Consider the following 13,403-nt stretch of genomic DNA (forward strand, 5'->3'; position numbering starts at 1 on the left):
GCGCCGGGTCGCGGAGCGGCACGCTGCCCGGCCCGCCCGGTTACGGGTCGCGGAGCAGCACGCCGACCTGCCCGCCCGGCTACGGGTCGCGGAGCAGCACGCGTACCGCTCGGGCGGCGGAGATCGCGTCGACGAGTACGGTGTGCCGGGGCTCGGGCACGTCGAGCAGGCGCTCGGCCCGCAGCGCCGCCACCGGGGCGAGCCGCCGGTCCGCCAGGATGGTCTCCACCGCCCGCCGGTCGCCGCCGGTCACCACCGCGGCGAGCCGGCCGGCCTCGGGCAGCAGCAGCCGGACCGCCAGGTCCGCCCCGTCGGCGGCGGCGGCCTTCGCCTGGTTGTCGCGGCGCCGGGCGAACCGCTGCTGTGACCAGCCACCGGCGGCGGTGCGGCCCTGCACGTACCGGCTGTCCACCTTGGAGACGACGAGGCGGTCGCCGTCGGCGACGCCGACCGCCACCGCTCCCTTGCGGGCCAGCAGCAGCCCCAGTCGCCGGGGCGCCGCGACGGCGGCCAGGAAGGCGGGCAGGTCGTCCGTGCCGGGCACGCCCGGCGGCGGGTGCAGCACCGCGAGGGTGCCGTCCGGGGCGGTCAACCGGGGCCCGTCCGGCCCGGCGGCGACCTCGGGGGGCCCGCCGTGCCGCTCGGCGAAGCCGTCGAGCCAGCGGGCGAGCCGGGCCGGGGCCACGTCCACCCACCGGCCGCCGCCGGCAGCGGGTCGGCTGTTCACCACCGAACGGTACGACGTCGGCCACCACCACCCGGCCGCCGGGTCCGGTACCCGCTCGGCGGGTCGGCACCCGCCACCGCGGCCGGGTCAGTTCAGCAGCAGTTGGATGGCGAGCGCGGCGATCAGTGCGCTGGAGACCAGGGCGGTGCCCAGCCGCCCCCGGGGGCCGGAGAGCGCCCGGCCGACCAGCGACCCGCCGGAGGCGACCAGCAGCTGCCAGCTCGCCGAGGCGGCGAACGCGGCGAGCACGAAGATCGCCTCCGCCCCGGCCGACCAGTCGGTACCGGCCCGCCGGCCGAGCACCAGGGCGGTGAAGTAGAGGATCGTCATCGGGTTCAGCAGGGTCAGCGCCAGCAGCCCGCCGTACGCCCGCAGCGGGGTACCGAGGCTGCGGTCGGTTCTGGCGGCCCGGCCCGGGTCGGCCCGGTGCCGCAGGGCGCCCCAGGCTCCGGTACCGGCCAGCAGCAGGAGTACCCCGACCGCGACCCAGCGCAGCGGTTCGGCGATCGGCTCGATCAGGCCGGCCAGCGCGGCGCCGCCGAGCACGGCGACGACCGCGTAGAGCCCGTCGGCGGTGGCGACCCCGAGCGCGGCGGCGGCGCCGACCCGGATCGAGGTACGCGCGGTCAGTCCGATCACGAGGATGGCGATCGCGCCGACCGGGATGGCGACGCCGTATCCGGCGAGCAGGCCGGCGAGGAGCGCGTCGGCCATCACGGTGCCGGGGCGCTCGACGCCGACCGGTGGCACTTCCGCTGTCGTCGGGTGGCCGGTTCGGGCGCGGCGGCGAGAGCGGAGGTGCACGAGGTGGGCGCGATCACGCGACGATTCTGGCCGGCCAGCCAGCCACCCGCGACGGATTATCCGTCGGCTCGGGCGGGCCGATCCAGGACTATCTATCGGGCCCGCGAACTCGTTACCATCCGGTAGCCGAATGTTGCTCACATTCGCTCGTACCGTCGGAAGGATCCCCGATGGCCCACCGTCCCCGCCGCCGCGCCGCCGCCGGGATCGCGGTGCTCAGCGCCGCCGTGCTCGCGTTGACCGCCGCCCCGGCACCGGCCGCGGCACCCTCCGGACCCACCGGCCCGGAGACCGCGCCGCCGGCCGCGCCGGCCACCACCGCCTTCGCGGCCGGCGACCACTGCCTGGGCCAGTGCGCCGACATCCTGCCGCCGGGCCAGAACGGCAACGCCACCCTGGTCGAGGTGCTGGCCAACCAGACCCTCGGGGTACTCCCCCGGCACGCCGGCGACCAGCTCGACCGGTACGCCAGCCTGGTCTACGGGTACGCCGGGCTGCGCGAGGACCAGCTCGGGGCGTTCTTCAACGACGCCTCCTTCGGGGTACCGCCCGGGCAGGTCGAACGCAGCTACTCGCCCCGCGCCGACGTCACCGTGCTGCGGGACCGGGCGACCGGCGTCCCGCACGTCACCGGCACCACCCGGGGCGGCACCATGTTCGGCGCCGGTTACGTCGGCGCGGAGGACCGGCTCTTCACGATGGACCTGCTCCGGCACGTCGGCCGGGGCACCCTCACCCCGTTCGCCGGCGGCGCACCGGGCAACCGGGCCCTCGAACAGAGCGTCTGGCGGAACTCGCCGTACACCGAGGCGGATCTCGCGGCCCAGGTCGCCGCGCTGCGCCAGCGCGGTCCCCGGGGCGAGCAGCTCTACACCGACGTGCAGGAGTACATCGCCGGGATCAACGCCTACATCCGGCACTGCATGGCGAACCGCAACTGCCCCGGCGAGTACGTCCTCACCGGCCACCTGGACGCGATCACCAACGCGGGCGGGCCGGAGCCGTTCCAGCTGACCGACCTGATCGCGATCTCCGGGGTGGTCGGCGGGCTCTTCGGCGGCGGTGGCGGGCACGAGATGCAGTCCGCGCTGGTCCGGATCGCCGCCCGGGCGAAGTACGGCCCGGTCGAGGGTGACCGGGTGTGGAGCGCGTTCCGGATGCAGAACAACCCGGAGACGGTACTGACCCTGCACGACGGGCAGAGCTTCCCGTACGGCGCCGCCGACCCGGACGCGCCCAGCGTGGTACTGCCCGACCCGGGATCGGCCCGGCCCGAGGCGGTCACCGCCAACCCCACCGGCTCGGCCCGGCAGGCCGGCGGCGGACCGTCCGAACTGGCCGCCGCGCTGTCGGGGCTGACCGTCACCCCCCGGGGGATGTCGAACGCCGCCGTGGTCTCCGCCGCGCACTCCGCCACCGGCCACCCGATCGCCGTCTTCGGGCCGCAGACCGGCTACTTCGCCCCGCAACTGCTGATGATGCAGGAGTTGCAGGGGCCGGGGATCAGCGCCCGGGGCGCCGCGTTCGCCGGGGTCAACCTCTACGTGCTGCTCGGCCGGGGCCAGGACTACGCCTGGAGCGCCACCTCGGCCACCCAGGACATCACCGACACCTACGCGGTGCCGTTGTGCACCACCGACGGCAGCACCCCGACGCTGGCCAGCAACTTCTACCGCTACCGGGGCCAGTGCCTGGCGATGGAGGAGATCTCCCACGTCAACTCCTGGCAGCCGACCGTGGCGGACGGCACGGCGGCCGGCTCGTACACGATGGTCGCCCGGCGGACCAGGCTGGGGCTGGTGGCCTGGCGGGCCACCGTCGGCGGGGCGCCGCACGCGTTCACCCAGCTCCGCTCGACGTACCGGCACGAGGCCGACTCGGCGATCGGCTTCCAGATGTTCAACGACCCCGCCGCGATGGGCTCCGCCGCGCAGTTCATGAGCGCCGCCGCCGAGATCGGGTACGCCTTCAACTGGTTCTACGTCAACTCCCGCCAGGCCGCGTACGCCAACTCGGGGCTGAACCCGGTCCGGGCCGCCGGCAGCAACCCGAACCTGCCGATGCGGGCCGAGCCGGGGTACGAGTGGCAGGGCTTCGACCCGGCGACCAACACCGCGACCTACCACCCGGCGTCGGCACACCCGAACTCGGTCGACCAGGACTACTACATCAGCTGGAACAACAAGCAGGCCGCCGACTACGGCGCCTCGGACGGCAACTTCAGCTTCGGCCCGGTGCACCGGGGCGACCTGCTGGACAGGCCGATCCGGGCGGCGATCGAGGCCGGCCAGAAGTTCGACCGGGCCTCGCTGACCGCGCTGGTGCAGCGGGCCGGCCTGACCGACCTGCGCGGGATCGAGGTGCTCGACGAGCTGGTCCGGGTGCTGGAGAGCCAACCGGTCACCGACGCCGGGCTGGCCGCGACGATCGGCCGGCTCAAGGCGTGGCGGCAGGCCGGTGCGCTCCGGGTGGAGACCTCGGCCGGCTCGGAGACGTACCAGCACGCCGAGGCGATCCGGGTCTTCGACGCCTGGTGGCCGCTGCTGGTCCGGGGCCAGTTCGCCGGGCCGCTCGGCGGCGACCTCTACCAGGCGCTGGTCAACGCGATGCAGATCAACGAGTCACCCTCCGGGCACCAGCAGGGGGACACCTCGGACCTGCCCGGTTCGGCCGCCGACGCCCAGGGGCACAAGGGCTCGTCGTTCCAGTACGGCTGGTGGGGTTACGTCGACGCCGACCTGCGGGCGGTACTCGGCGAACCGGTCCCCGGCGGGCTCGGCCGGACGTACTGCGGCGACGGGAGCCTGGCTGCCTGCCGGCAGGTCCTGCTGGACACCCTGCGCACCGCCGCCGCCCAGCCGGCCACCGAGGTCTATCCCGGCGACGAGCACTGCGCCGCCGGGGACCAGTGGTGCGCCGACGCCATCGTGCAGTCCCCGCTGGGCGGGATCAGGCACGACAACATCGCCTGGCAGAACCGGCCGACGTACCAGCAGGTGGTGTCGTTCCCGGCCGGGCGCGGCGACGACCTGAGCAACCTCGCCGCCGGGCGGCCGGTCTCCGCCTCCAGCAACCAGCTCGGACACGGCGCCGCCCGGGCGGTGGACGGCGATCCGGGTACCCGCTGGGCCAGCTCCTGGTCGGACAACCAGTCGATCACCGTCGACCTCGGCTCGACCCGCACCGTCGGCCGGGTGGTGCTGCACTGGGAGGCGGCGTACGCGAGGTCGTACCGGATCGAGGTCTCCACCGACGGCAGCACCTGGCGCCCGGTCTGGTCGACCACGGCCGGCGACGGCGGCACCGACAACGTCGCCTTCCCCGCGACCTCGACCCGCTACCTGCGGATGCGGGGCCTCACCCGGGGCACCGACTACGGCTTCTCGCTCTGGGAGTTCCAGGCGTACCGGCACTGAGTCAGGGGATCAGCCTGTCGAGCAGCTCGAAGGACTCGTACGGCTGGTCGGCGTCGCCGAAGTGGCCGTCGTCGCGGACGATCTGCGTGCCGCCGAGCCGCTCGAACATGGCGCGTCCCTGCCGTTCGTCGCAGCCGTACGGGTCACGTCGGGAGTTGACGAAGTAGATGTCCCGGACACTCGCCCTGATCGCCGCCCAGTCGTAGGCCGGTTGCAGCACCGGCTCCTCGTCGGTGTTCGGCCGGGTCGAGTAGCCGGCGACCAGGATCGCCTGGGAGACCGTGGTGTCGAGGTGTTCCAGGAGCGCCAGCAGCAGCGCCGCGCCGCCCGAGTGCCCGACCAGCACGGTCTGCTCGTCGAACTCGTGGCTGGCCAGCACCTTCGGCAGGAAGGTGTCGATCGGCTCCACGTTCAGGTCCGGATAGTGCGGGATCTCCACCGCGTACCCCCGGTCGGCCAGTCGCCGGCCCAACCACGGGTACCAGACGACCTCGGGGTGCCCGCCCGTACCGTGAAAGATGATCGCTTTCGCTGTCACCTGATCATCCTCCCGCCGTACCCCGGAAAAGCCCACCGGAAAAGCCGACGGCCCGTGGTCGCGGGGCGACCACGGGCCGTCGAGGTCCGCCGGATCGGCTCAGACGTTGAAGCCGAGGGCGCGGAGCTGGTCCCGGCCCTCGTCGGTGATCTTGTCGGGGCCCCACGGCGGCAGCCAGACCCAGTTGATCCGGATGTCGTCGACGAGCCCGCCACCGGGGCCGGTGGTCAGCGCCTGCCGGGCCTGGTCCTCGATCACGTCGGTCAGCGGGCAGGCCGCCGAGGTGAGCGTCATGTCCAGGGTCGCGACGTTCTCGTCGTCGACGTGCACCCCGTAGACCAGGCCGAGGTCGACCACGTTGATGCCCAGCTCGGGGTCGACGACGTCCTTCATCGCCTCTTCGATGTCGGCGACCGCGGCCCTGCCGGTCGACCCCGTCGGCTCGGCCGACGCGGCCTTCATGTCCTGGTCAGTCATGCCGTCTTCACCTCGCTCCGCTCGTTACTGTCCTGGTTGTCGGCTGCCTCGACGTCCACCCCGGCCCGGGCCGCGGCGTCCTTGAACGCCATCCAGGGCAGCAGCGCGCACTTCACCCGCGCCGGATAGCGGGCCACCCCGGCGAACGCCACCGCGTCGCCGAGCAGTTCCTCGTCCGGGGTCACCTGACCGCGTCCCGACATCAGCTCCACGAAGGCGGCGTGCACCGCGAACGCGTCCCCGGCCCGCCGGCCGGTGAGCAGCTCGTGCAGCACGCTCGCCGACGCCTGGCTGATCGAGCAGCCGAGGCCGTCGTACGAGACGTCGCTGAGCGTGTCGTCGGCCAGGGCGACCCGTACGGTCACCTCGTCCCCGCAGGTGGGGTTGACGTGGTGCGCCTCGGCGGCGTACGGCTCGCGCAGCCCGCGCCCGTGCGGATGCTTGTAGTGATCCAGGATGATCTCCTGGTAGAGCTGGTCGACCTGCATCACCCGAACACCTTCCGTACCTGTTCCAGCCCGCGCACCAGGGCGTCGACCTCGCTGGTCGTGGTGTACAGGTAGAACGAGGCGCGGGTCGTCGCCGGTACGCCGAACCGGACGCAGACCGGTCGCGCACAGTGATGGCCGACCCGCACCTCGACGCCCTGGGCGTCGAGCACCTGACCCACGTCGTGCGGGTGGATGCCGTCCAGCGCGAACGAGATCGTCCCGCCCCGGCCGACCGGCACCGTCGGGCCGAAGATCCGCAGCCCGGGGACGGTCGCCAGGGCGTCCAGCGCGTACGCGGTCAGCTCCTTCTCGTGCCACTGGATCGCCTTCATGCCGATCCCGGTCAGGTAGTCCACCGCCGCGCCCAGCGCCACCGCCTCGGCGATCGGCGGGGTACCCGCCTCGAACCGGGCCGGCGGCGACGCGTACGTCGAGCCGGCCATGCTGACCGTCTCGATCATCGAACCGCCGCCGAAGACCGGCGGCATCGCGGCCAGCAGCTCGCCCCGGCCCCAGAGCACCCCGATCCCGCTCGGCGCGCACATCTTGTGCCCGGTGAAGGCGATGAAGTCGACGTCCAGGTCGACCACGTCGACCGGCAGGTGCGGCACCGACTGCGAGCAGTCGAGCAGCAGCAGCGCGCCGACCTGCCGGACCCGCTCGGTGATCCGGGCGGTGGCGTTGACCGTGCCGAGGATGTTGGACATGTGCACGATCGAGACCAGCCTGGTCCGCTCGTTGACCAGCTCCGCCAGCCCGGACTCGTCGAGCCGGCCGCCGTCGGTGACCGGGAACCAGCGCAGCGTGGCGCCGGTCCGCTCGCAGAGGAGCTGCCACGGCACGATGTTCGAGTGGTGCTCCATCTCGGAGATCACGATCTCGTCGCCGGGGCCGAGCCGGAACCGCGGGTCACCGGCCGGGCCGCCGAGCGAGGCGTTGGAGAAGGCGTACGCGACCAGGTTGATCGCCTCGGTGGAGTTCTTGGTGAAGACCACCTCGTCGGGGCTCGGCGCGTTGATGAAGGCCGCGACCTTCGCCCGGGCCGCCTCGTACGCCTCGGTCGCCTCGGTTCCGACGGTGTGCACCGAGCGGGAGACGTTGCCGTTGTGCCGCTCGTAGTGCTCCCGCAGCGCGTCCAGCACCTGCCGGGGCTTCTGCGAGGTGTTCGCGCTGTCGAGGTAGACCATCGGATGGCCGTTGACCTCGCGCCCCAGGATCGGGAAGTCGGCGCGTACCGCCTCGACGTCGTAGCGCGGCACGTCGTCGTACTGTGGCATCCCCGGTGGGATCGCGATCGTGGTCATCTCGACGGTGCCCTTCGGCTCAGGCCCGGGCCGAGCCCGCGCCGGCGACGTACCGCTCGTAGCCCTCGGCCTCGAGCTTCTCGGCCAGCTCCGGACCGCCCTGCTCGACGATCCGGCCCGCCACGAAGACGTGCACGAAGTCCGGCTTGATGTAGCGGAGGATCCGGGTGTAGTGGGTGATCAGCAGCAGCCCGGTCTCGCCGGTCTCGCGGACCCGGTTGACCCCCTCGCTGACCACCCGCAGGGCGTCGATGTCGAGGCCGGAGTCGGTCTCGTCGAGGATCGCCACCTTCGGCTTGAGCAGCTCGAGCTGGACGATCTCGTGCCGCTTCTTCTCGCCGCCGGAGAAGCCCTCGTTCACGTTGCGCTGGGCGAACGCCGGGTCCATCTGGAGCCGCTCCATCGCGCCGCGCAGCTCGCCGGCCCAGGTGCGCAGCTTCGGCGCCTCACCGTCGATCGCCGTCTTGGCGGTGCGGAGGAAGTTCGCCACCGACACCCCGGGCACCTCGACCGGGTACTGCATGGCCAGGAAGAGGCCGGCGCGGGCCCGCTCGTCGACGGCCATCGAGAGCACGTCCTGACCGTCCAGCAGCACCTCGCCGCCGGTGATCTCGTACTTCGGGTGCCCGGCGATCGAGTACGCCAGGGTCGACTTGCCGGACCCGTTCGGGCCCATGATGGCGTGGGTCTCCCCCGCCCGCACGGTGAGGTCGACCCCGGCCAGGATCGGCTTCAGCTCGCCCTCGGGCAGCCGGACCGACACCTGCAGGTCACGGATCTCCAGAACGCTCATGGTGCGGTAACTCCATTGCTCGGCGTGAGACTCAGGTAGATGTCACCGTCGCGGATCTCGACGGGGTAGACGGGTACGGGTTCGGTCGCGGGGAGCCCGGTCGGTTCACCGGTACGCAGGTCGAAGCGGGAGCCGTGCAGCCAGCACTCCAGGGTGCAGCCGTCGACCTCGCCCTCGGAGAGCGCGACGGCGGCGTGCGAGCACTCGTCCCGGATGGCGTAGAAGTTGCCGTCCTCGGCGTGCACGACGGCGACCTCGGTGCCGTCCACGTCGGCGGAGACGACGCTGCCCTTCGGCACGTCCTCGGTCGAACAGATCCGAATCATCAGACCGCCGCCTTCACGAGTCTGAGTTCGATCTGCTCCCCCAGCCGGTCGCGCAGCTCCTCGGCCGGGATCTTGTTGAGCAGTTCGGCGAAGAAGCCCCGGACGACCAGCTTGCGGGCCTCGCCCTCGGGGATGCCCCGGGCCATCAGGTAGAAGAGCTGCTCGTCGTCGAAGCGCCCGGTCGCGCTGGCGTGCCCGGCACCGGCCACCTCGCCGGTCTCGATCTCCAGGTTGGGCACCGAGTCGGCGCGGGCGCCGTCGGTCAGCACCAGGTTCCGGTTGATCTCGTACGTGTCGGTGCCGGTGGCGGCGGCCCGGATCAGCACGTCGCCGACCCAGACGGTGTGCGCGCTCTCGCCCTGCAACGCGCCCCGGTAGCCGACGTAGCTGCGGCAGTCCGGCACGCTGTGGTCGACCATCTGCCGGTGCTCCAGGTGCTGCCCGGCGTCGGCGAAGTAGAGGCCGTAGAGCTCGGCCTCGCCGCCCCGGCCGGTGTATTCCACGCTGGTGTACTGCCGGACCAGGTCCCCGCCCAGGCTCACCTGGATGTGCGTCACCTTCGCGTCCCGGCCGAGCCGGACCCGCAGGTGCTGGGCCTGCACCGCGTCGGACGCCCAGTCGGCGACGGTGACCAGGGTCAGCTTCGCGCCCTCGTCGACCGCGACCTCGACGTTGTCGGCCAGGGTCACCGAACCGGTCTGCTCCAGCACCAGCGTGACCTCGGCGAACCGGCCGATGTCGAGGAAGGTGTGCCCGAAGGAGGCGCCGTCGGCGCCCTGCCCGACCAGCCGGACGGTCACCGGCTCGGCCGGCCGGGTCTCCGGGGCCACCGCCACGACCACCGCCTCGCCGGCCCGGCCGTGCGCCAGCGCGCTGATCCGGTCGAACGGGGTGAGCACGCTGCCGATCCGGGCGTCACCCTCGTGCACCCCGCCGAACGTGACCCCGTCCGGCAGCGCGGCGACCTCGTAGCGCAGCCGGCCGTCGACCGGGGTGAACGTGTCGTCGGCCAGGCCGCGCAGCCGCTTGAGCGGGGTGAACCGCCACTCCTCCTCCAGGCCGGTCAGGGCCGGGAAGTCGCGGACGTCGTACGAGCGGAGCGTCTGCGCCTTGGTCTGCGCGATCTGGGCCGCCTGCGCTCCGGGTGCTTCGGGCGCGAATGCTTCGGTAGTCATCTCTTCCTTGGTCTTGTCTCGACGAGGTCGCAAGGCGGATCGACGGGCGGGCGGCGTCAGCCGACCGCACCCTCCATCTGCAGCTCGATCAGCCGGTTGAGCTCCAGGGCGTACTCCATCGGGAGTTCCTTGGCGATCGGCTCGATGAAGCCGCGCACGATCATCGCCATCGCCTCGTCCTCGGTCAGGCCCCGGCTCATCAGGTAGAAGAGCTGGTCCTCGCTGACCTTGGAGACGGTCGCCTCGTGCCCCATCGCCACGTCGTCCTCGCGGATGTCGACGTACGGGTAGGTGTCCGACCGGGAGATGGTGTCGACCAGCAGCGCGTCGCACTTGACGGTGCTCTTGCTGTGGTGCGAGCCCTCCAGCACCTGGACCAGGCCGCGGTAGGAGGTCCGCCCACCGGCCCGGGCGATCGACTTGGAGACGATCGTGCTGGAGGTGTGCGGGGCGGCGTGCACCATCTTGGCGCCGGCGTCCTGGTGCTGGCCCTCGCCGGCCATCGCCACCGAGAGCACCTCGCCCTTGGCGTGCTCGCCGGTCATGAAGACCGCCGGGTACTTCATCGTCACCTTGGAGCCGATGTTGCCGTCGATCCACTCCATGGTCGCGCCCTCGTGGCAGACCGCCCGCTTGGTGACCAGGTTGTAGACGTTGTTCGACCAGTTCTGGATCGTGGTGTAGCGGCAGCGCGCGTTCTTCTTGACGACGATCTCCACGACCGCGCTGTGCAGCGAGTCTGAGGAGTAGATCGGCGCGGTGCAGCCCTCGACGTAGTGCACGTACGCGCCCTCGTCGACGATGATCAGGGTCCGCTCGAACTGGCCCATGTTCTCGGTGTTGATCCGGAAGTACGCCTGGAGCGGGATCTCCACGTGCACGCCCTTCGGCACGTAGATGAAGGAGCCGCCGGACCAGACCGAGGTGTTCAGCGCGGCGAACTTGTTGTCGCCGACCGGGATCACCGTGCCGAAGTACTCCTTGAAGATGTCCTCGTGCTCCTTGAGCGCGGTGTCGGTGTCCAGGAAGACGACGCCCTGCTCCTCAAGGTCCTCGCGGATCTTGTGGTAGACCACCTCGGACTCGTACTGCGCGGCGACACCGGCGACCAGCCGCTGCTTCTCGGCCTCCGGGATGCCCAGCTTGTCGTAGGTGTTCTTGATGTCCTCGGGCAGGTCCTCCCAGCTCGCGGCCTGCTTCTCGGTGGACCGGACGAAGTACTTGATGTTGTCGAAGTCGATCCCGCCGAGGTCGGCACCCCAGTTCGGCATCGGCTTGCGGCCGAACAGCCGCAACCCCTTCAGCCGCAGGTCGAGCATCCAGGCGGGCTCGTTCTTCTTGGCGGAGATGTCCCGCACCACCGCCTCGTTCAGGCCACGCTGGGCAGCGGCACCGGCGACGTCGGAGTCGGCCCAGCCGTACTCGTAACGCCCCAGGGCGGCGAGCTGCTCCTCCTGCGTCATGGGCTGGACGATCTGCTCGGTCATCTATCTGTCCTCACACTGCTGACGGAAGGTTTGGGCTGGGTCGGGATGTGCGTGGTGCAGACCCCGTCACCGTGGGCGATGGTGGCGAGCCGCTGCACGTGGGTGCCGACCAGGCGGGAGATGACCGCCGTCTCGGCCTCGCACAGCTGGGGAAACTCCGCGGCCACGTGGGCCACCGGACAGTGGTGCTGGCACAGCTGTCCGCCGGACGCGATCGTGGACGCGTTGGCAGCGTATCCCTCGGCGGTCAGCGCCCCGGCGAGTGCCTCGGCCCTGGCCAGCGGGTCGTCCCCGGCGCCCTCCATGGCGGCCCGGCAGCGGGCCTCCAGCGCCGCGACCTGCTCGGCGGCGAAGGCGTCGACCGCGTCCGGTCCACCGTGCCGGGAGATCCACCGCAGCGCGGCGGTGGCCATCCCGTCGTAGGTGTGGGTGCCGCAGCGGCGCCGGCCGGAGTCGGTGAGCCGGAAGATCCGGGCGGGTCGACCACGACCGCGCTGGCCGCGGACGACCTGGTCACGGGCGACCACGTCACCGTCGGCGAGCATCGCGTCCAGGTGCCGGCGGATCGCCGCCGGGCTGAGCCCCAGCTCCGCGCCGAGCTGCGCGGCGGTGGCCGCGCCGTGCTCCAGCAGCAACTGGGTCACCCGGTCCCGGGTGGGACGCCCGTCGGGTCCGGCCACGCCGTCGGGTCCGGCCATCTCGACGGCGGACACGGCGGAACCGGCGACCGGATCGGTCACCCGTTCCTGCTCCGAGTACGCCGCCAGGTTTTTCACTACGCCAACGTTACGTATTTCGTCCTAGGTCCGCAAACCCGGGGTCCGGTGATCCAGACCACCGGACGGCGGACGTGCCGTCCAGCATGATCACATTTGCACGTACCATGGCCGGCGTGAGCCGATTCGGCGAATTTTCTGGCAAACCCACCCTATCGCGACTGGCCCTCGCCTCCGTGGTGGGGAACGTGCTGATCGTCGGGACCGGGGGCGCGGTCCGGCTGACCAAATCCGGGCTCGGCTGCCCCACCTGGCCCCGCTGCACCGACGACTCGTACGTGGCGACCGCCGAGATGGGCGTGCACGGGGTGATCGAGTTCGGCAATCGGCTGCTCACCTTCGCGCTCGCCGCCGTGGTCATCGCCGGAGTGGTCGCCGCCTGGCGGCAGCGCCCGGCCCGCCGAGGGCTCCGCTGGCTCAGCGTCGGTGCCGCGTTCGGCATCCCGGCCCAGGCGGTCATCGGCGGGATCACCGTGCTCACCAACCTGAACCCGTGGGTGGTCGGGCTGCACTTCCTCGCCTCGATGGCGGTGATCGCGGCCGCGTACGCGTTCTGGCGCCGGACCCTCGAACCGGACGGACCGCCCCGGCCGACCGTACCGGCACCGCTGCGCGCGCTCGCCTGGCTCACCGCCGGGGTGGCCGCCGCCGTACTCGTGGTCGGCACCTGGGTGACCGGCAGCGGCCCGCACTCCGGCGACTCGGGGGCGGCCCGCAACAACCTGGACCCGGAGACCATCTCCCAGGTGCACGCCGACACGGTCTTCCTGCTGCTGGGGCTCTCGATCGCGATCTGGTTCGCCTTCCGCGCGGTCGGCGCACCGGTCCAGGCGGTCCGGGCGGCCGGCCTGCTGGTGCTCGCCGAACTCGGCCAGGGCCTGATCGGCTTCGTGCAATATTTCACCGGGCTGCCGGTGGCGTTGGTCGGCGCGCACATGCTCGGCTCCTGCCTGGTCTGGCTCGCCGCCCTCGCGGTGCTCTGGTCGACCCGGGAACGCACCGCCCCGGCCGCCCCGGCGGACCGGACCCGGCCCGAACTCGCCGACGCGGCGGCCCGCTGACCCCGACCGGGCCGCGCCGACCGGGCCG

13 protein-coding genes are annotated in these 13,403 nt (G+C 72.1%); 2 read left to right on the forward strand and 11 right to left on the reverse strand.

What is annotated here, in order from left to right:
- Nucleotides 1-79: 79 nt before the first annotated feature.
- Nucleotides 80-727, reverse strand: a complete 648-nt coding sequence (locus tag C6W10_RS33550) for an acVLRF1 family peptidyl-tRNA hydrolase (protein WP_107264495.1) — start codon at nt 725-727, stop codon at nt 80-82.
- An 87-nt stretch (nt 728-814) separates the two neighbouring features.
- A complete protein-coding gene (locus tag C6W10_RS33555; protein WP_107264496.1) occupies nt 815-1,441 on the reverse strand; it encodes a LysE family transporter in 627 nt (208 codons plus the stop codon).
- 260 nt (nt 1,442-1,701) lie between these two features.
- Here C6W10_RS33555 and C6W10_RS33560 point away from each other — a divergent pair, with 260 nt between their 5' ends.
- Complete coding sequence (locus C6W10_RS33560) at nt 1,702-4,947, forward strand: penicillin acylase family protein (RefSeq protein WP_107263049.1); 3,246 nt, start codon at nt 1,702-1,704, stop codon at nt 4,945-4,947.
- Between the two features lies 1 nt (nt 4,948).
- Here the strand turns inward: C6W10_RS33560 and C6W10_RS33565 are convergent, their stop codons facing one another.
- The 9 genes from C6W10_RS33565 to C6W10_RS33605 form a co-directional block, all read right to left on the reverse strand.
- Nucleotides 4,949-5,485: an alpha/beta hydrolase gene (locus C6W10_RS33565; RefSeq protein WP_107263050.1), complete on the reverse strand. Its 537-nt coding sequence runs from the start codon at nt 5,483-5,485 to the stop codon at nt 4,949-4,951.
- 99 nt (nt 5,486-5,584) lie between these two features.
- The gene (locus C6W10_RS33570; protein ID WP_234358978.1) at nt 5,585-5,962 is read right to left on the reverse strand and encodes a metal-sulfur cluster assembly factor; all 378 of its coding nucleotides are present in this window, start codon (nt 5,960-5,962) and stop codon (nt 5,585-5,587) included.
- Nucleotides 5,959-6,450: a Fe-S cluster assembly sulfur transfer protein SufU gene (gene sufU, locus C6W10_RS33575; protein WP_107263051.1), complete on the reverse strand. Its 492-nt coding sequence runs from the start codon at nt 6,448-6,450 to the stop codon at nt 5,959-5,961. The genes C6W10_RS33570 and sufU overlap by 4 nt, the downstream gene beginning before the upstream one ends.
- Nucleotides 6,450-7,757 carry a cysteine desulfurase gene (locus C6W10_RS33580; protein ID WP_107263052.1) on the reverse strand — a complete coding sequence of 436 codons (1,308 nt, stop codon included), beginning with the start codon at nt 7,755-7,757 and terminating at the stop codon, nt 6,450-6,452. Before C6W10_RS33580 ends, sufU begins: the two co-directional genes overlap by 1 nt.
- Nucleotides 7,758-7,776: 19 nt before the next feature.
- A complete protein-coding gene (gene sufC / locus C6W10_RS33585; RefSeq protein ID WP_107263053.1) occupies nt 7,777-8,550 on the reverse strand; it encodes a Fe-S cluster assembly ATPase SufC in 774 nt (257 codons plus the stop codon).
- Complete coding sequence (locus C6W10_RS33590; RefSeq protein WP_101366999.1) at nt 8,547-8,876, reverse strand: non-heme iron oxygenase ferredoxin subunit; 330 nt, start codon at nt 8,874-8,876, stop codon at nt 8,547-8,549. Before C6W10_RS33590 ends, sufC begins: the two co-directional genes overlap by 4 nt.
- Nucleotides 8,876-10,051, reverse strand: coding sequence for a Fe-S cluster assembly protein SufD (gene sufD / locus C6W10_RS33595; RefSeq protein ID WP_107263054.1), 1,176 nt, complete (start codon nt 10,049-10,051; stop codon nt 8,876-8,878). Before sufD ends, C6W10_RS33590 begins: the two co-directional genes overlap by 1 nt.
- A gap of 56 nt (nt 10,052-10,107) precedes the next feature.
- Nucleotides 10,108-11,538: a Fe-S cluster assembly protein SufB gene (gene sufB, locus C6W10_RS33600; RefSeq protein ID WP_107263055.1), complete on the reverse strand. Its 1,431-nt coding sequence runs from the start codon at nt 11,536-11,538 to the stop codon at nt 10,108-10,110.
- Nucleotides 11,535-12,236, reverse strand: coding sequence for a metalloregulator ArsR/SmtB family transcription factor (locus C6W10_RS33605; RefSeq protein WP_107264497.1), 702 nt, complete (start codon nt 12,234-12,236; stop codon nt 11,535-11,537). The genes sufB and C6W10_RS33605 overlap by 4 nt, the downstream gene beginning before the upstream one ends.
- 185 nt (nt 12,237-12,421) lie before the next feature.
- Between C6W10_RS33605 and C6W10_RS33610 the strand changes: the two genes are divergently transcribed.
- The gene (locus C6W10_RS33610; RefSeq protein ID WP_107263056.1) at nt 12,422-13,375 is read left to right on the forward strand and encodes a heme A synthase; all 954 of its coding nucleotides are present in this window, start codon (nt 12,422-12,424) and stop codon (nt 13,373-13,375) included.
- Nucleotides 13,376-13,403 lie beyond the last annotated feature (28 nt).

The sequence above is a fragment of the Plantactinospora sp. BB1 genome, assembly GCF_003030385.1.
In the GTDB taxonomy this organism is placed as follows: Bacteria; Actinomycetota; Actinomycetes; order Mycobacteriales; family Micromonosporaceae; genus Plantactinospora.

Coding starts and splice junctions, on each gene's coding strand:
- C6W10_RS33555 (WP_107264496.1), bottom strand. CDS start 1,441: ATGGCCGACGCGCTCCTCGCCGGCCTGCTCGCCGGATACGGCGTCGCC.
- C6W10_RS33560 (WP_107263049.1), top strand. CDS start 1,702: ATGGCCCACCGTCCCCGCCGCCGCGCCGCCGCCGGGATCGCGGTGCTC.
- C6W10_RS33570 (WP_234358978.1), bottom strand. CDS start 5,962: ATGACTGACCAGGACATGAAGGCCGCGTCGGCCGAGCCGACGGGGTCG.
- sufU (WP_107263051.1), bottom strand. CDS start 6,450: ATGCAGGTCGACCAGCTCTACCAGGAGATCATCCTGGATCACTACAAG.
- C6W10_RS33580 (WP_107263052.1), bottom strand. CDS start 7,757: ATGACCACGATCGCGATCCCACCGGGGATGCCACAGTACGACGACGTG.
- sufC (WP_107263053.1), bottom strand. CDS start 8,550: ATGAGCGTTCTGGAGATCCGTGACCTGCAGGTGTCGGTCCGGCTGCCC.
- C6W10_RS33590 (WP_101366999.1), bottom strand. CDS start 8,876: ATGATTCGGATCTGTTCGACCGAGGACGTGCCGAAGGGCAGCGTCGTC.
- sufD (WP_107263054.1), bottom strand. CDS start 10,051: ATGACTACCGAAGCATTCGCGCCCGAAGCACCCGGAGCGCAGGCGGCC.
- sufB (WP_107263055.1), bottom strand. CDS start 11,538: ATGACCGAGCAGATCGTCCAGCCCATGACGCAGGAGGAGCAGCTCGCC.
- C6W10_RS33605 (WP_107264497.1), bottom strand. CDS start 12,236: ATGGCCGGACCCGACGGCGTGGCCGGACCCGACGGGCGTCCCACCCGG.
- C6W10_RS33610 (WP_107263056.1), top strand. CDS start 12,422: ATGGCCGGCGTGAGCCGATTCGGCGAATTTTCTGGCAAACCCACCCTA.